This window comes from Croceitalea sp. MTPC5 (genome assembly GCF_036985505.1).
GTDB lineage: Bacteria > Bacteroidota > Bacteroidia > Flavobacteriales > Flavobacteriaceae > Croceitalea.
Map to the genome: position 1 here is coordinate 1,083,168 of NZ_BTGQ01000001.1, position 17,288 is coordinate 1,100,455.

The 17,288-nt window shown below is 40.0% G+C and carries 15 protein-coding genes; 8 read left to right on the forward strand and 7 right to left on the reverse strand.

All coding sequences use genetic code 11. The annotated features are described in order from the left end of the window. Positions 1-523: 523 nt before the first annotated feature. Positions 524-937, forward strand: coding sequence for a hypothetical protein (locus AACM45_RS05015; RefSeq protein ID WP_339141152.1), 414 nt, complete (start codon positions 524-526; stop codon positions 935-937). Between the two features lies 1 nt (position 938). Here AACM45_RS05015 and acs read toward each other — a convergent pair whose 3' ends face one another. The 5 genes from acs to AACM45_RS05040 form a co-directional block, all read right to left on the reverse strand. Next, complete coding sequence (acs, locus tag AACM45_RS05020; RefSeq protein WP_339141153.1) at positions 939-2,846, reverse strand: acetate--CoA ligase; 1,908 nt, start codon at positions 2,844-2,846, stop codon at positions 939-941. A gap of 110 nt (positions 2,847-2,956) precedes the next feature. Continuing rightward, entirely contained in the window at positions 2,957-4,732 is a 1,776-nt protein-coding gene (locus tag AACM45_RS05025; RefSeq protein ID WP_339141154.1) for a sodium:solute symporter family protein, read from the reverse strand. A gap of 3 nt (positions 4,733-4,735) precedes the next feature. Continuing rightward, entirely contained in the window at positions 4,736-4,990 is a 255-nt protein-coding gene (locus tag AACM45_RS05030; RefSeq protein WP_339141156.1) for a DUF4212 domain-containing protein, read from the reverse strand. 78 nt (positions 4,991-5,068) lie between these two features. Beyond that, positions 5,069-6,022 carry a phosphoribosylaminoimidazolesuccinocarboxamide synthase gene (locus AACM45_RS05035; RefSeq protein ID WP_339141157.1) on the reverse strand — a complete coding sequence of 318 codons (954 nt, stop codon included), beginning with the start codon at positions 6,020-6,022 and terminating at the stop codon, positions 5,069-5,071. A gap of 5 nt (positions 6,023-6,027) precedes the next feature. After that, positions 6,028-6,978, reverse strand: coding sequence for a PhoH family protein (locus AACM45_RS05040; RefSeq protein WP_339141158.1), 951 nt, complete (start codon positions 6,976-6,978; stop codon positions 6,028-6,030). A gap of 125 nt (positions 6,979-7,103) precedes the next feature. Here AACM45_RS05040 and AACM45_RS05045 point away from each other — a divergent pair, with 125 nt between their 5' ends. From AACM45_RS05045 to dnaN, 5 genes are all read left to right on the forward strand, one after another. Continuing rightward, positions 7,104-7,934 (forward strand): SAM hydrolase/SAM-dependent halogenase family protein, encoded by an 831-nt coding sequence (locus AACM45_RS05045; protein ID WP_339141159.1) that lies wholly within the window; start codon positions 7,104-7,106, stop codon positions 7,932-7,934. Further along, positions 7,935-8,231 carry a putative quinol monooxygenase gene (locus AACM45_RS05050; RefSeq protein WP_339141160.1) on the forward strand — a complete coding sequence of 99 codons (297 nt, stop codon included), beginning with the start codon at positions 7,935-7,937 and terminating at the stop codon, positions 8,229-8,231. A gap of 62 nt (positions 8,232-8,293) precedes the next feature. Next, positions 8,294-8,968 (forward strand): gliding motility-associated ABC transporter permease subunit GldF, encoded by a 675-nt coding sequence (gene gldF, locus AACM45_RS05055; RefSeq protein WP_339141162.1) that lies wholly within the window; start codon positions 8,294-8,296, stop codon positions 8,966-8,968. Continuing rightward, positions 8,965-10,635, forward strand: coding sequence for a gliding motility-associated ABC transporter substrate-binding protein GldG (gene gldG / locus AACM45_RS05060; RefSeq protein ID WP_339141164.1), 1,671 nt, complete (start codon positions 8,965-8,967; stop codon positions 10,633-10,635). The genes gldF and gldG overlap by 4 nt, the downstream gene beginning before the upstream one ends. A 109-nt stretch (positions 10,636-10,744) precedes the next feature. Then, positions 10,745-11,863: a DNA polymerase III subunit beta gene (gene dnaN, locus AACM45_RS05065; RefSeq protein ID WP_339141165.1), complete on the forward strand. Its 1,119-nt coding sequence runs from the start codon at positions 10,745-10,747 to the stop codon at positions 11,861-11,863. 50 nt (positions 11,864-11,913) lie between these two features. Here the strand turns inward: dnaN and AACM45_RS05070 are convergent, their stop codons facing one another. Further along, positions 11,914-12,276 (reverse strand): DUF4870 domain-containing protein, encoded by a 363-nt coding sequence (locus AACM45_RS05070; protein WP_339141166.1) that lies wholly within the window; start codon positions 12,274-12,276, stop codon positions 11,914-11,916. A gap of 84 nt (positions 12,277-12,360) precedes the next feature. On the opposite strand from AACM45_RS05070, the gene mnmE reads away from it, so the two are divergent. Then, positions 12,361-13,731, forward strand: coding sequence for a tRNA uridine-5-carboxymethylaminomethyl(34) synthesis GTPase MnmE (gene mnmE / locus AACM45_RS05075; RefSeq protein ID WP_339141167.1), 1,371 nt, complete (start codon positions 12,361-12,363; stop codon positions 13,729-13,731). Positions 13,732-13,829: 98 nt separating this feature from the next. Then, positions 13,830-15,158: a leucine-rich repeat domain-containing protein gene (locus AACM45_RS05080; RefSeq protein WP_339141168.1), complete on the forward strand. Its 1,329-nt coding sequence runs from the start codon at positions 13,830-13,832 to the stop codon at positions 15,156-15,158. A 528-nt stretch (positions 15,159-15,686) separates the two neighbouring features. On the opposite strand, the gene AACM45_RS05085 is transcribed toward AACM45_RS05080, so the two are convergent. After that, on the reverse strand, positions 15,687-17,288 hold a 1,602-nt coding region (locus AACM45_RS05085; protein ID WP_339141169.1), incomplete at its 5' end, for a Kelch repeat-containing protein.

Here is a 17,288-nt window from a genome sequence, read left to right on the forward strand (position 1 = left end):
ATCAACACCAAAAACTGTTTCCCGCAATTAGCCTTTCATCTATGTCGCAAAGCGTGAAATACATTTAGCAGTCATATTACCTTGTTAGTATGCATATGGCCAATAACCGCATTCCAAGGGTGTACCTTGAGTAAAATTCTCGCCCATTCAAAGATCTTAACAACTGAATTCGATATTGAAAACCTTAAAATCGACAACATGGTTAAATGTCGATAAAACCCGAAAATCCAATTGTGAAAAAATTAGCTTTAAAGGTATAAATCTATAGTCAAGGGTGCAGTTCCACTTTCGCTACAAGAGCATAAAGTCGAAATGGACCACACGAACACTACTTTCTTATAAACTAGGGCGTACTATGCAAAGAACATTTTACCGGTAATTTAAAATACTACGTTCATTCTTAGCATTTTGTCAGTTTTTAACCAGCTGGAATATACCTGTTCGCAACTATTACGTTAAACGTAAAAATAACGTCTTTTATGCCATATAAAGTAAGTAATTTCGCCGCCTCAAATTGCAGATTATGGACTGTTTGGAGCTTAATCCCCCGTACGATTTTACGAAATGGGAAAGTGAATATATCAAAGAACTACATTCCTTAGAGTTCAAAGAAAACCTTGGAAACCTACTTTTGTTTGAAGATGAAACGATTAAGTTATGGAACTTAAAACTGGACAAAGGAGAACGCATGCCCTTTGTAAAACACAATAAAGACTATTCTTGGATCTCAGAAAATGATGCAATCTTAAAAAGTAGATGGGGAAATGGAAGGATATCACTTATTAGGATCAACCAAGGTGACACGGAGTTTTTTGAAAACGATACCAAAAACTATATCAATGACCTTGAAAACCTAGGAAATCATGCGATAGTTTTCAAAATTCTCGAATACAAACAAAAATCAGAAATAGAAAAACAGTTTATGCCCAAATACTAGTTTAGAGGGCCTCGGTCATAATCACTTCAACCACTTCTGGGTTTAATAAAGTGGAAATATCCCCCAAATTGCCCGTATCTTTTGAAGCGATTTTTCGCAAGATTCGTCGCATTATTTTCCCACTTCGGGTTTTCGGAAGTCCTGGTACGAATTGAATTTTATTCAATTTCGCGATTGGGCCGATATGCTCTGTAATCATTTGATTGATTTCTTTTTTCAAATTCCCGCGATCTCGAGATTCACCGGTCTCTTTAAGAATGATATAGCCATAAAGGGCATTCCCTTTAATATCATGGGGAAACCCTACCACTGCTGATTCTGCCACGGCAGGATGTTCATTAATGGCATCCTCAATTGGAGCAGTACCCAAATTATGTCCTGATACGATAATGACATCATCTACACGACCTGTGATCCTGTAGTATCCGACCTCATCGCGTAGGGCCCCGTCACCTGTGAAATACATATTCTCAAATGCAGAAAAATAAGTGTCCTTATAGCGCTTGTGATTGCCCCAAATTGTTCTTGCCATTGACGGCCATGGATATTTGATGCACAGTCGACCATCTACCTGATTACCTGTGATTTCTTGACCATTTTCATCCATCAGGGCGGGTTGTATGCCAGGCATGGGCAAGGTGGCATATGTTGGCTTCGTGGGCGTTGAAAACGGAATCGGGGAAATTAAGATACCACCGGTTTCCGTTTGCCACCACGTATCCACTATCGGGCACTTCTTCTCACCCACGTGGTCGTTGTACCAGTGCCAGGCTTCCTCATTGATGGGCTCACCGACCGTTCCCAATATTTTTAAGCTTGAGAGGTCGTATTTGGTGACATAATCTAAATTCTCTTTGGCCAAGGCCCTAATTGCGGTTGGCGCAGTATAAAATTGGGTTATTTTGTGTTTTTGCACAACATCCCAAAAACGACCATAATCAGGATATGAGGGCACTCCTTCGAACATCACCGTGGTCGCACCGTTGGCCAACGGACCGTATACAATATAAGAATGACCGGTAATCCAACCGATATCCGCAGTACACCAGTAAACATCATCTTCGCGATATTGAAAAACGTTTTTAAAAGTATAAGCCGTGTAAACGAGATATCCTCCTGTGGTATGCAGCATCCCCTTAGGTTTACCTGTTGAACCCGAAGTGTACAGAATAAAAAGCGGGTCCTCAGCATCCATTACCTCTGGTGGAAAATCCAAATAGGCCTTCTCCAAAAGGGGTTTCAACCATTCATCTCGCCCTTCTTTCATGTTGATATCGGAATTGATACGTTGGGCAACTAAAACACTTTCGACATCTGGGCAATCTTCTAAGGCATCATCAACAATACCCTTAAGATCTATAGTTTTTGCACCACGGTAAGACCCATCTGAAGTAATGACCATTTTCGCGCCACAATCATTGATTCTTGTGGCTAATGCGGTTGATGAAAAGCCTGCAAAAACAACGGAATGTACCGCTCCAATGCGGGCACATGCTAAAAGTGAAACCGCAAGTTCAGGTATCATGGGCAAATAAATCACTACCCTATCCCCTTTTTTAATTCCTTTCGCATTTAGAACATTAGCCATTTTACATACTCGCCCATGTAGTTCTTTGTATGTAATATGCTGTGCCTCTTCACTAGGGTCATTAGGTTCAAACAAAATAGCCGTTTTATCGCCGCGAATATGCAAATGCCGATCAATACAATTCTCGGTAATGTTCAGCTGTGCCCCATCAAACCACTTTACCTCTGGTTTTGAGAAGTCCCAATCCAATACCTTGTTCCATTTTTTACGCCAGACAAAATGTTCTTCGGCAATTTCTTCCCAAAATGATTCCGGGTTCCGTACCGATTTGCGATAGACTTGAAAATATTCCTCTAAATGTTTGATGTGGTAGTTGCTCATGCAAGAAGTTATAAGAAACTAAAAATACTAAAAAAGACACTTTAAGACTTATATCTTTTTTTCAACTTCGAATACAAAAAGAAAGGTTTTAACAAAGACTACCAGAAACATCAATGTTCAATCGCTTCCCCTACCCCACTTGGTATTCTGATGTTTTCCACGATTTCTTGAACTTCCTCAGGTGGCGGGGCCGTAAACCTTGAAACTAAAATGGCAATGACGAAGTTGACAAGCATACCTAAGGTACCAAAACCTTCAGGAGAAATACAAAACCACCACTCGCTTGAAGTACTGGTCTCAGGGTTACCTATCCACCCTAATTTAAAACGGGCGATATAATAGGATGTAATTGCCAATCCTCCAATCATTCCCGAAATAGCACCTTCCCTATTCATTCGTTTACTAAAAATACCCATTACTATGGCTGGAAAGAAAGAAGAAGCTGCCAGCCCAAAAGCCAAAGCCACTACCGAGGCAACAAAACCAGGAGGATTGATTCCGAAATAACCTGCTACGATTACCGCAAACACTGCTGAAATACGGGCTATCAAAAGTTCTTTGCGGTCCGAAATATTTGGTGCAAGTTGTTTCTTGATCAAATCATGTGAAACCGAAGTAGAGATGACCAACAGCAATCCGGCAGCGGTCGACAATGCGGCTGCCAATCCACCTGCAGCCACAAGGGCAATCACCCAATTGGGCAAATTGGCAATTTCAGGGTTTGCCAAGACGGTAATATCCCTATCTACATACAATTCATTAGCGGTATCGCTATCATTATAAATGGTTCGTTCGCCATGTAACCCACGCTCCTCTAAAAAAAGGGGTTTCTTTCCCGTTATGGAAGATCCCGGCAGGTATTGGATTTTTCCATCCCCATTTTTATCCGTCCAGGCAATAAGACCGGTATCCTCCCATTTTGTAAACCAGGCTGGAATTTTCTTATAGGGAGTGTCTTGAACCGTTTCCATCAAATTAGTTCTTGCAAACACCGCAATAGCAGGCGCTGTTGTATACAATATGGCAATAAACAAAAGAGCATAACCTGCTGATTTTCGGGCGTCCTTAACCTTGGGAACCGTGAAAAAACGAATGATGACGTGAGGAAGGCCCGCAGTACCCATCATCAATGCAGCTGTAATGAAAAAGACATCTATTTTAGATTTACTGCCATCCGTATAGGCCCTAAAACCCAGTTCGGTCATCAAACCATCAAGCTTATCCAGTAAATAGATTCCGTCATTACCGGTAGAACCCATTCCCAATTGGGGAACAGGATTTCCGGTAGCCAAAAGGGAAATAAAAATAGCCGGAACCATAAAGGCAAATATCAATACACAATACTGGGCAACCTGGGTATAGGTTATACCCTTCATCCCGCCTAAAACGGCATAGAACAAAACGATAACCATACCAATCACGACACCGGTATTGATATCGACCTCTAGAAACCGTGAGAATACCACACCAACTCCGCGCATCTGACCAGCGACATACGTGAAAGAAACAAATAGTGCGGCAATTACCGCAACGGTTCTTGCAACATTCGAATAGTATCGATCACCTATAAAGTCTGGAACGGTAAATTTCCCGAATTTTCTTAGATAGGGGGCTAAAAGTAAGGCCAAGAGTACATAACCGCCCGTCCACCCCATAAGATAGACCGACCCATCATAGCCTGAAAACGCAATGATACCGGCCATCCCAAGAAATGATGCAGCGGACATCCAATCGGCCGCCGTTGCCAAACCATTGGCCAATGGGGAAACACCCCCGCCGGCAACATAAAAATCTTTTGTGGAACCTGCCCTTGACCAAATTGCAATACCGATATAGAGTGCGAAAGTGAGCCCGACAATACTAAACGTCCAAGTTTGAATTTGCATACCTTATTCGTTTACCTTGTATTTTTTATCGAGCTTGTTCATCAAGAACACATACACAAAAATGAGAATCACAAAGACATAGATAGCGCCTTGTTGTGCAAACCAAAAGCCCAATTTAAACCCGCCGATTCGAATAGCGTTTAACTCGTCGACAAAAAGAATTCCGAAGCCATAGGATACTAGAAACCATATCAATAGTAAAATCGAAAGGTATTTTAAGTTTTCCTGCCAGTATTTTTTGCGTTGTAATGAATCCATGAACCTAAGGTTGTTTCATGAAATATATGAATTCTTGGAGAGAATGTTTGAAAACCCCTCAATAGTGAGAAAAATATTTTACAGTGTATTCAAAAAAGCGGAAACATTTTGACCTATCCGTTCGTGAATGTTCGAGACATCAGCTTTTACAAAAAACTCTCCCATAATACTTTCGTAAAGCTCAATATAACGTTCAGATACCGATTCAATATAGGCACCGCTCATTTCAGGTACGCTTTGTCCTTCAAGCCCTTGAAATCCATTGGAAATCAACCATTGGCGCACAAACTCTTTTGATAATTGTTTTTGCGCCTCTCCACTTGCCTGCCTTTCTTGATATCCATCCGAATAAAAGTATCGCGACGAATCAGGGGTATGTATTTCATCAATTAGAACAATCTTTCCATCCTTGGTCTTCCCAAATTCATATTTGGTATCGACTAAAATCAATCCTTGCTTTGCAGCCAATTCAGTGCCTCTTTGATATAAGGCCCTAGTGTATTGCTCTAAAACCTCGTAATCTTCCTTTGAAACGATACCCCGTTCTAAAATAGCTGCTTTGGAGATATCTTCATCATGATCACCTTTTTCTGCTTTGGTTGCCGGGGTAATTATCGGTTCGGGAAATTTATCGTTCTCCTTCATTCCTTCCGGCATCGGTTCCCCGCAGAGCATTCTTTTGCCAGAGTTGTATTCCCTGGCGGCATGTCCAGACAAATAACCACGAATGACCATTTCAACTTTAAAAGGGGTGCAGGCCAATCCAATCGCAACATTGGGATCAGGTGTGGCCATCAACCAATTAGGCACAATATCTTCAGTTGCTTTCATCATCTTGGTTGCTATCTGATTCAAAATTTGCCCTTTGTAGGGTATGCCATTGGGCATAACGACATCAAAAGCCGAAAGACGGTCGGTAGCGATCATGACCAATACGTCATTCTCTAGGGTATATACTTCTCTTACTTTTCCTTTATAGACCGACTTTTGGCCTACAAAATGGAAATTGGTATCCATCAGGGTATTTGACATTTTAGCTAGTTTTGATGCTCGATGTTTTTGTAGGCGTCGATTACTTTCTTGACAAGTTTATGTCGAATGACGTCTTTGTCATCTAAATAAATAATACTGATTCCCTCCACATTCTTAAGAATCAGCAAGGCTTCCTTAAGGCCTGATATCACACGGCGGGGCAAATCAATTTGACCGGGGTCACCCGTCAACAAGAACTTGGCACTCTTTCCCATACGGGTCAAAAACATCTTCATTTGCGCATGTGTGGTATTTTGCGCCTCATCTAAGATTACAAAGGCATTATCTAAGGTACGGCCCCGCATAAAGGCCATTGGGGCTATTTGGATCGTACCATCCTCTATGTATTTTTCCAACTTTTCAGGGGCAATCATATCGCGAAGTGCATCATACAAAGGTTGCATATAAGGATCCAACTTCTCTTTTAGGTCACCGGGAAGAAAGCCAAGATTCTCCCCTGCCTCAACTGCGGGCCTGGTCAAAATAATCCTACGCACTTGCTTCTCTTTTAAGGCCTTCACGGCCAAAGCTACGCCAGTGTAGGTTTTGCCCGTACCGGCGGGGCCAATGGCAAAGACCATATCATTTTTCTTGCATGCATCTACCAACCTACGCTGATTTGCGGTCTGGGCCTTTATCAAACGACCACTAACACCATGCACCAATACCTCATTACTTGATTTAGAGGAAACCTCTTCTTGTCCGTTACTTGTCAAGACCCGTTCGATAGCATTTTCATCAAGCTTGTTGTACTTGGCGAAATGAGTGGTCAACATATCAAAACGCTTATCAAATTCTTCAAGAAGCTCTTCATCCCCATAAACCTTTATCTTGCTACCCCTTGCAACAATCTTAAGTTTTGGGAAATATTTTTTTATCAATTGAATGTTTTCATTCTGTTGCCCAAAGAAATCCCTAGGGCTGATATCGGTAAGTTCTATTATAAGTTCGTTCAAAGATATTTTACTATTAGGTTTGTGGTATTATTTCGAAAAAGGGTTACTTCTTTTTGTGTAATTTTACCACACAAACTTAACCAAAAAAAGCGTTTTAGAGCGTAAAAACATATCAACAGCACTGCATGGCAATCATTACGTTAACAACTGATTTTGGGCATAAAGACCATTTCGTTGCTGCCATCAAAGGAGCCATTCTAAAAGAAGTACAAACTGCCATTATTGTTGATATATCGCATGGGGTTTCACCTTTCAATATTCAAGAATGTGCCTATTTGCTTAAAAATGTTTATCAATCCTTTCCTAAAGGAACGATTCATATCATCGGTATTGACGCAGAATGGTCTCCTGAAAACGAACATATCGTAGTAATGGTAGACGGGCATTATTTCATAAGTGCCGATAATGGTGTGGTCTCATTGATCGCAAAAGGGATACAACCTCAAAAACTCACCGAAATTAATTTACCCCTTGGTGAGCCAACTTCTTTTCCGGTGCTTGAAATTTTCGTTAAGGTCGCCGCCCATCTTGCAAGGGGAGGCACCCTTGAGGTCGTTAGCAAACCCTTCGGTAAATTGAAGGAAATACGTGATTTTGAACCTCGTATTGCCAATCAAGGTAAGACTATAATGGGTAACATCATCTATATTGACAACTATGGCAACGTTGTGACCAATATTGAAAAGGTATTGTTTGAAGCTTATCGAAATGGCCGCGATTTTGAGATTATTGCCCGTACCGAAAAAGTAAAGACCATACATCATTCGTACAATGATATCATCAACTATGATTTAGACAAAACCCAACGCAGGGGGCCGGGCGATTTATTGGCCTTGTTCAATTCGTCAGGGTACATTGAATTGGCAATCTATAAAAGTGACCTAAATTCAGTTGGTGGTGCATCGACCTTGGTAGGTCTGAGCTATCGTGATGTGATAACCATAAATTTTTTATAAATGTTGGTCCGTATTGTAAAACTCACTTTTAAACCCGAAAATATTTCTAGTTTTGAACAAATTTTTGAGGAAACCAAACAACGAATTCGAAATTATGAGGGTTGCCTATTTCTAGAGCTCTATCAGCAACAAGGGAATCCACAGGTTTTTTTTACCTATAGCCATTGGAAGGATGCGAACACCTTGGACAATTATAGAAATTCGGATTTTTTCAAATCGGTTTGGTCAAAAACAAAAGTATTGTTTGATGCGAAGCCTGAAGCTTGGAGTCTTACTAAAAAAGCTACTTTGAACTAAAACCTATGCTTGCAATTTTCAAAAAAGAAATAAGATCTTTTTTCACAAATCCTATTGGTTATTTGATTATAGTACTTTTTTTGGTGCTCTGCGGACTTTTTCTTTGGGTTTTTAGAGGAAGTTATAATGTGTTTGATTCTGGTTTCGCTGACTTGACGAATTTTTTTCTGTTGAGCCCTTGGGTATTTCTTTTTTTGATACCTGCGGTTACTATGAAGAGTTTTTCAGAAGAACGAAAGCTAGGTACCCTTGAATTATTATTGATCAAACCAATAGGTACCTTACAGATGGTCTTGGGCAAATTTTGGGGCGCTTTTGTTCTTTGTGTTTTAGCGGTATTACCAACAATAATTTATGTTTTTACCATCTCTGATCTTGGTATTACAGTGGCCAACTACGATTTAGGAGTTATCTTGGGTTCTTATTTTGGTTTGCTTTTTTTAATGGCAACCTACACCAGCATTGGGGTTTTCTCCTCATCATTATCTGAGAATCAAATACTGGCATTCATTTTGGCCTTAGTGCTCTGTTTTACGGTTTTTTATGGTTTTGAGGCAGTGGCCACTTTAATAGAAGACGGCAACACGCAAAATTTGATGAAATCATTTGGGGCCAAAGCCCATTTTGAGAGCATCGCCAGAGGAATCATAGATACTAGGGACATCACTTACTTTTTGTCTTTAACACTTTTATTCATTCATTTGACAAATCACAGCTTAAAAAAACTGACTAAATGAACCGAAGTAGCATAATGGCCTTGGTAAAAGGAGTTTTAGCGGTGCTATTGGTCAACGCCTTGGCCAGTTTTGTTTACACACGGCTTGACATTACTGAAGATAAACGCTACACACTATCAGACGAAGCCGTTGCAACAGTTGAAAAGTTTACTTACCCAGTAATCATTGACGTTCTTTTAGATGGACAGTTGCCATCAGAATTTGCTAGGTTAAAAGTCGAGACCCGATTGTTATTAGAGCAGTTTGCCGCTAAAAGTGAGAATATAAAATTTGATTTCGTTAACCCCCTTGAAGAAGGCCAGTCTAGGGAAGAGACGATTATAGAGCTACAACAAATCGGCTTGACCCCGGCAAATGTGACTGTTGAAGAAGAGGGGAAAGTATCACAAGAACTGGTATTTCCGTGGGCGATAGTCAACTATAACAACAAAACCGTAAAAGTACCCCTGTTAAAGAACAAATTGGGTAGTACTGCTGAAGAGCGCATCAACAATTCCGTACAACAACTCGAATATGCATTTGCAGATGCCTTTACCAAATTGGCTATTACTGAAAAAAGGCGAATCGCGGTAATCAAGGGAAACGGGGAAATGGATGATATTTATCTCGCAGATTACTTAACCACCCTAAAGGATTATTATAATATCGGGGCAATAACGCTAGATTCGGTAGCAACGGCCCCCCAAAAGGTACTAGACCAACTTAAAGGCTTTGATGTCGCATTGATCGCAAAGCCTACGGAACCTTTTTCCGATGAGGAAAAATATGTTCTTGATCAGTTCATCGTTCATGGTGGTAAGTCCATTTGGTTGATAGATCAAGTGGCCATGGAATTGGACAGCCTTTTCAATGAAGAGGGAAGCGCGATTGCCATACCACGTGATTTAAACCTCGATGACTTTTTCTTTAAGTATGGGGTACGGATTAACCCGGTATTGGTCAACGACCTTTATAATACCCCCATAGTTTTGGCTTCCGGCGAGGCCAATGATTCACAATACAACCCCTTACCCTGGGTTTACCATCCGATGGTCTTTTCAAAGAACAACCATCCGATAAACAACAATATCGAAGCTTTACGTTTGCAATTCGCCAGTGTACTTGATACCTTACCGAATGGCAATAAAAAAACCGTCATTCTACAATCCTCACCATTATCAAAAACTGACGGTATCCCAAAACAGATAAGTTTAAGTATGCTACGCCGGCAACCTGATCGTAGCGTTTATGCTGAAAAAGGAAACCTGGCCTTGGGTGTTTTAATAGAAGGGGATTTCAATTCGGCCTTTACCAATAGAATAAAACCACTAAAACTCAAAGGGGTCTCTGAAACCGGAAGTGCCAACAAAATGCTCGTTATCGCCGATGGGGATGTTGTCAAAAATCAACTACGAAATGGAAGACCATTAAGTTTGGGCTATGATAAATGGACTAGCAATACTTACGGAAACAAGGAATTAATGGTCAATAGCATGAATTACCTTCTTGACGAGACAGGACTTATAAACATTAGAAACAAAAAAGTCGCCATTCCCCTGTTGGATGCTAAGAAAATTAGCACTTCGAAGAACAAATGGCAGTTGATAAATATTGGACTACCAACTATTCTGGTATTACTTTTGGCATTTACATTTCATTACCTTCGTAAGAAGGAATTTTCGGTTTAAAGTGTTGATAAAATTGTTTTAACACAAAACAGTTTTAAAATATCTTTGCCCTTATCGGTTTGTACGGATGACATTATGGTTTGTGCAAACGACCTCAAAAAATGAATTCATGAAGTTTATAGTATCAAGTACGTATTTATTAAAGCAGCTACAGGTTTTAGGTGGTGTTATCAATAGTAGCAATACCCTACCCATACTAGATAATTTTCTTTTTGACTTAAAACAGACCAAGCTTACGGTATCCGCCTCAGATTTGGAGACAACCATGAGTTCCGTACTTGAAGTGGATTCCGACTCTGAAGGAGCCATTGCGGTTCCGGCACGTTTGTTACTGGATACCCTTAAGACTTTTCCTGAACAACCTTTGACATTTGTGGTCGAGGACAACAATACCGTAGAAATCAGTTCAAACCATGGTAAATATGCTTTGGCTTATGCTGATGGCGCAGAATTTCCTAAAGCCGTAGAGCTGTCAAACCCCAGTGCTACCAATATTTTGGGTGATATTCTCGCGACCGCCATCAATAAGACCATTTTTGCAGCGGGTAATGATGATTTGAGACCTGTAATGAGCGGTGTCTTTTTTCAGTTTTCCCCTGAAAACTTGACTTTTGTGGCAACCGATGCCCACAAATTGGTAAAATACCGTCGCAATGATGTCTCTGCATCTGAAGTAGTGGAATTCATCATGCCGAAAAAACCACTTAACTTGTTGAAGGGTATTTTAGCTGGTTCTGAATCGGACGTGACCATTGAGTATAATGAGAGTAATGCCAAGTTCTCTTTTGATGAAACCGAGTTGATTTGTCGTTTGATTGATGGAAAATATCCAAATTACGAAGCGGTAATCCCTAAAGAGAATCCCAACAAGCTTTCTATTCCAAGAAACCAATTTTTAAGCTCCGTACGCCGCGTTTCTATTTTCTCCAATAAAACGACGCATCAAATTCGCTTAAAAATTGCTGGTGCCGAGCTAAATATCTCCGCTGAAGATGTCGATTACAGCAATAAGGCCGAAGAACGTTTATCATGTGCCTATCAAGGCGATGATATGCAAATAGGCTTCAATTCCCGTTTTTTGGTCGAAATGCTGAACAATCTTTCTTCAGATGAGGTTTCACTTGAGATGAGCCTACCGAATAGGGCCGGTATTTTAACACCTGCTGATGGCCTTGACGAAGGTGAACAAGTCACCATGCTTGTGATGCCCGTGATGTTGAACAACTAATCCAACCTTTATAACTGAAAAAAAGCTGGCACATTAAATGCCAGCTTTTTTTATGATATGAATTTTATGGTCAAAAAGTATGATGGAGCTTCCCCATTGGCTGCCTTTACAGCATTTACTATAGGTAATACGAAGCCTATTATACCGACACCTATCAAGGTTAGGATTCCTAGACCTAATAACAGTATGGCCGGTATACTTAGAACAATATAGAGCAACATACTCAATTGTAAGTTGATAATCGATTTACCGTGCTCATCCATACCTGCAACGGTATTCTTTGAGGTTAACCAAATAACCAAGGGTACGACAAATCCACCGAATCCGGTAACATAATGCAATAACTGGGTCAAATGGGTAATCGCTAGCAAGGTGTTATCCTTTCGTAAAACATTTTGATTGACTAATTCCATTTTTGATTGATTTAATGATGTACTTATTGGTAGCAAAATCTTACGAAATGTTACAACCCATGCCTTATTTGTATTTTTGCAGCCATGTCATACTCTGATAACATCATCGCCCTTGCAACACCCTCGGGTATCGGGGCAATAGCCGTTATTCGCATTTCTGGCCCCGAAGCAATAAGTATCGTTGCATCAAAATTTAAACACCTTGGTAAAAAGAATTTACAGGATCAAAAAAGTCATACCATACACCTAGGTCATATTATGGACTACACCAAAGTTTTGGATAAGGTATTGATCTCTATTTTTAAATCCCCAAGTTCTTATACCGGTGAGAATGTGGTTGAAATTTCATGTCACGGTTCCCCTTACATTCAACAACAGATTATTCAACTCTTTTTAAGAAACGGATGTAGAATGGCCGCTGCAGGTGAATTTACACTTCGGGCATTCTTGAACGGAAAAATGGACTTGAGTCAGGCTGAAGCTGTTGCAGACTTGATTGCCAGCGATAGTGAGGCTGCACATCGTATCGCCATGCAACAAATGCGTGGTGGGTTCAGCAATGAAATCAAAGAGCTACGTCAAGAACTGCTGAATTTTGCTTCTTTAATAGAACTGGAGTTGGATTTTTCACAGGAAGATGTTGAATTTGCCGATAGGACCCAATTCAATACCCTACTGGATAAGATCACCCAAGTTTTAAAAAACTTAATCGATTCTTTTGCTTTGGGCAATGTTATTAAAAATGGAATACCGGTCGCAATCGTAGGAAAACCAAATGTCGGAAAATCAACCCTCTTGAACGCCCTACTGAACGAAGAGCGCGCCATTGTTAGTGAGATTGCAGGAACCACAAGGGATACGGTAGAAGATCAAATCTCGATTGATGGAATCAATTTTCGATTCATCGATACGGCAGGAATACGAAAAACGACGGACAAAGTAGAAAAAATAGGAATAGCACGTGCTTACGAAAAAATTCAAGAAGCCCAACTGGTACTGTATTTGATTGACGTTCATGAAGAAATACAACAAGCAGTACAAGACTTAAAAGAACGTTACCCTAAAAAGGAACTTCTAGTAGTTGCCAATAAAGTTGATATGCTTTCAGAAATTGAGATTGCTTCTTTAAAAAATCAATATTCAAACGTCCTTTTTATTTCCGCGAAAAAGAATGAGGGCGTTGAAACCTTGAAAAATAGGTTACTTCAGCTATCCAATACAGGAGCTTTAGGTAAAAATGATACTATAGTGACCAACAATCGGCATTATGATGCCCTTTTAAAGGCATTGGAGGCCGTTCAAAAGGTTAAGGTCGCTATGGATGAAGAACTTGCAAGTGATTTAATGGCCATTGATATTCGTGAGGCCCTATTCCATCTCGGTGAAATTACGGGGGCGGTCTCTACCGACGATTTACTGGGTAATATTTTCTCAAATTTTTGCATCGGGAAATAAAAACATAAAACACGATACTATATTCAAGAATACCTAGTTACGCTAGTAATGATGGGTTTAGAGCACTTGTAGATAAGTTTAAAAAAATACAAAATCGTATGAGACTACTTATTTTATTTTTATGCTTGGTATCCTTTTTAATGGGCTATGGGCAAGACATTGATGTCGAAAACGATGTCATCGAAGAAGTAGTGCCGAAAATCTTAAAAGAGAAAAAGCACAAAAGTATTACCATCAGTGCCTTTACAGTCAAAAAACTGCCTGAGAATATCGAGCAATATAACATAATTACCATCAAGGATTATGAGCGTCCGGGCAGTATAGATCTTAACTTGTTTTTTCATAGCTCATTGGAAGAACTAACTATCATTGGTTTTGGGGTTTTAGGGAAAGCCGAATCAATTCCTGCAGGTATAAAAAATGCAAAAAACCTAAAAAAGTTAACCTTTGTAGGTCAAAAACTAAAATACCTCCCAGCTGAAATAGGATATTTGAGCCAACTTGAAACTTTGGATATCTATGGAAATCAATGGCTCAAAAAACTCCCAAAGGAGATAGGAAAATTAAAAAAATTGAAATATTTGAGAGTGGATTCTTTTAGTCTAGAGCATATTCCAGACGAAATCGGGGAGTTACCAAATCTAGAATATCTTATACTTAACCCAGAATCGCAGTCAAATAAGCTGTCATCACTTCCTGAAAGTGTTGGAAACCTAAAAGCGTTAAAAGAACTGGACGTTCACTCTTATCAATTGAGTACCGTTCCTGAGGGAATCAGTGGGCTGACCGCATTAAAAAAAATGAATTTGGAAGGTAATTTTATGAAACTGCCCGCCGATTTTTCCAACTTAAAAAATCTAGAAGATCTCCGTATTTATAGCAACGAATTGATTGATATCCCGAAGGGATTGGAAAATTTGAAAAATTTGAAAAAATTACGTCTTGTTTGTGGAAGTATCGAAGGCAGCACACTCAATATCGGTAAATTACCAAATTTACGATCAATGAGTATTGATATTAGAAAAGATGAGGTATTAAAGTTCAATGATGGGGTATCAAAATCCCTTACTGATTTATACATCAGTGGAAACAGGCTTTTAAATATCGAAGGATTAAAGAATTTTGAAAATTTAACGACCCTTGGTATTACGTATGCCGCTTTGCAACAAGTTCCCCAAGAAGTATTTGGCCTTAAAGAACTAATCCGTTTTAAGATATCAAAAACACAACTGACCTCTATTCCAAAAGGATTGGGCCAAAATACGAACCTAAAATATATCGTATTCACGGATAATAAAATTTTAGGAAAGATACCTAAAGAGCTTTTAAAGCTACCAAACCTAAAATCAGTTTCACTCGCACGTAATGGGGAAATCACAAACGTTGCCGAAATACTGAAAAGAGCTTCATTTGAGATTTATTATTAAGTGACCTTTAACTTTTATCTACCTTGTCTTAATCTGGAAAAACTTAGTCTTTGAGCACAAGAAATTACTATTCGGATGACAGACATGGCAAATCTTCTATCAATTTTAGCACAACCCTAAATAATCCAACATTAAATTTTGCATACATAAGCTTTTGGATAAGAAGGTGCTTATCTTATGGTTTAAAAGTGCTAAAAAATCCTAAAAGGACCTTAGTATGTTTATAAGAACGTCTTTTACATAGGCAAATAATATTTCAAGCCTACTTTGAGCAGTTATTGGTGAAAAACCAGATTGTTTCCTTCAGACAGGATTGTTTTTTTATTCCTATTTTGGTAATTATACAGGCATCACTTTAGAAAATTGTCACAAACCTTATGATTTAGGCCTTGCGGATTATTTAAAGTTACATATACACATAACATTGACCAATTGGATTTTATTTAAGAACGAAATATTTACTCCACAACAATAAAAAAGCTAAGTGGTTATTTACGCAGATTAGTTTTGTTTTTACAACGTTAAGCGCTATTTCTTAACCACTAACTTGGCTTGGGACATCACCGCTTGAGTATCAGAATAAACTTGAAGGATATAAATTCCCGCTTCAACATCGGTCATGTTCATTTCAAATTGCACCTCCTTCTTAAATTGCTGGTTAAATTCTACTGATTTTACCAGACGACCAGAAATATCGAACAGTTGAATCCCTTCTATTTGAAAACCAGAACCCTCAGATATATCTACTATCAACGTATGGGATACTGGATTGGGATAGACGCTTATTTTAGGGACTTCGATAAAATCGAATCGATTCGCTGTAAAACTTGACGTTCCAGAAGTGGTAAAAGGAACCCTCCACGTATTTTTCACTGGAAGGAAAAGACCATTTATCCCGCCATTTACAACTATCAACTCGCCATTGATGACCTTTGCAGACGGTGCTAAAAGTCCATGAGGGAGCCTACAAAGTTCAGTCCATATATTCGTCACAGGGTTATATTCCGTAATGTTGTCATAGAAAAAATCACCATTTACATTTGCCTCAACCCCACCTGCGATTACAATGTTACCATTGACGACAAAAGTTGAAGATTCAAAATGAGATCTATCTGAAGGTAGATCTGCAAGGCGTGTCCATATATTGGTGGTTGGGTCATAAACATGCAAAAAACGTTGATCATCAACCTCGTCTTCATTATCATGTCCAAATTGTCCTCCAATGGCATATATTAGTCCATCGACCACCGCCGAACTAAGATGGTTTCTAGGATTGGGAAGAGGGGCTCTCGACTGCCATCCAGCACCTAAATTATTAATATCCAGTACAAAATGTTCTCCAGTATCCGTAATCCGATCTGTAAGTAATCCTCCAAAATAGTGTATCATACCATTATGAAAAGTCGCTGTTCCTGATCCCCTCGCAACAGGAAGGTTGGGACCTATTCTCCAACTATCATTGACCGTATTATAAATTTGTACCTGCGCGGTGGGTATGCCTGGGTGTGGTCCTGCAAAACCTCCTATCACCCAAACCTCTTCATTTACCACAGCAATACCCATGTGGGTAACAGCTGTAGGCATAGGAGTCCCTGTCGTCCAAGAATTCAATGAAGGATCATAGATTTCTGTAGCATCTGAAATTCCAAGACCGGTAGTAAATCCTGCAAACGTATATAAATTGCCATTTATCGCCGCACTTTGTGATTCCAATCTTTCGGTAATGGCATTCATTCCTGTTTCCCATTGACAAGCATCCTGCGCAGTACCCCCATCATCTAGCACCCTCACGTTGTCCACCCGGTATATCTCGTTGTTCGCACTGACCTGGCCCTCAAGAACAATCTGGACCGTACTGCCCGTAATCACGGGTGAACTGAGCTCCACGGCCGACTCAAGATCGTCGGCAACCGCCCCGAACCCTACCTGCACGCCGCCGTCCACAATATAGTACGCACGCACAAAGTCGACCGATTCCTTGTTCGTGTTGACGTCGTCAACATCGACCGATACCCTGACCGGGCCACCGATCGGTATCACCTCGGAGGTCCATACACCGGGAACGGGACTGCCGCCGCGCACCTCAAAAGCACCGTCCTGAACGTCGAAGAAACCGCCCGTGCGGACGGC

Coding starts and splice junctions, on each gene's coding strand:
- AACM45_RS05015 (WP_339141152.1), top strand. CDS start 524: ATGGACTGTTTGGAGCTTAATCCCCCGTACGATTTTACGAAATGGGAA.
- acs (WP_339141153.1), bottom strand. CDS start 2,846: ATGAGCAACTACCACATCAAACATTTAGAGGAATATTTTCAAGTCTAT.
- AACM45_RS05025 (WP_339141154.1), bottom strand. CDS start 4,732: ATGCAAATTCAAACTTGGACGTTTAGTATTGTCGGGCTCACTTTCGCA.
- AACM45_RS05030 (WP_339141156.1), bottom strand. CDS start 4,990: ATGGATTCATTACAACGCAAAAAATACTGGCAGGAAAACTTAAAATAC.
- AACM45_RS05035 (WP_339141157.1), bottom strand. CDS start 6,022: ATGTCAAATACCCTGATGGATACCAATTTCCATTTTGTAGGCCAAAAG.
- AACM45_RS05045 (WP_339141159.1), top strand. CDS start 7,104: ATGGCAATCATTACGTTAACAACTGATTTTGGGCATAAAGACCATTTC.
- AACM45_RS05050 (WP_339141160.1), top strand. CDS start 7,935: ATGTTGGTCCGTATTGTAAAACTCACTTTTAAACCCGAAAATATTTCT.
- gldG (WP_339141164.1), top strand. CDS start 8,965: ATGAACCGAAGTAGCATAATGGCCTTGGTAAAAGGAGTTTTAGCGGTG.
- dnaN (WP_339141165.1), top strand. CDS start 10,745: ATGAAGTTTATAGTATCAAGTACGTATTTATTAAAGCAGCTACAGGTT.
- AACM45_RS05070 (WP_339141166.1), bottom strand. CDS start 12,276: ATGGAATTAGTCAATCAAAATGTTTTACGAAAGGATAACACCTTGCTA.
- mnmE (WP_339141167.1), top strand. CDS start 12,361: ATGTCATACTCTGATAACATCATCGCCCTTGCAACACCCTCGGGTATC.
- AACM45_RS05080 (WP_339141168.1), top strand. CDS start 13,830: ATGAGACTACTTATTTTATTTTTATGCTTGGTATCCTTTTTAATGGGC.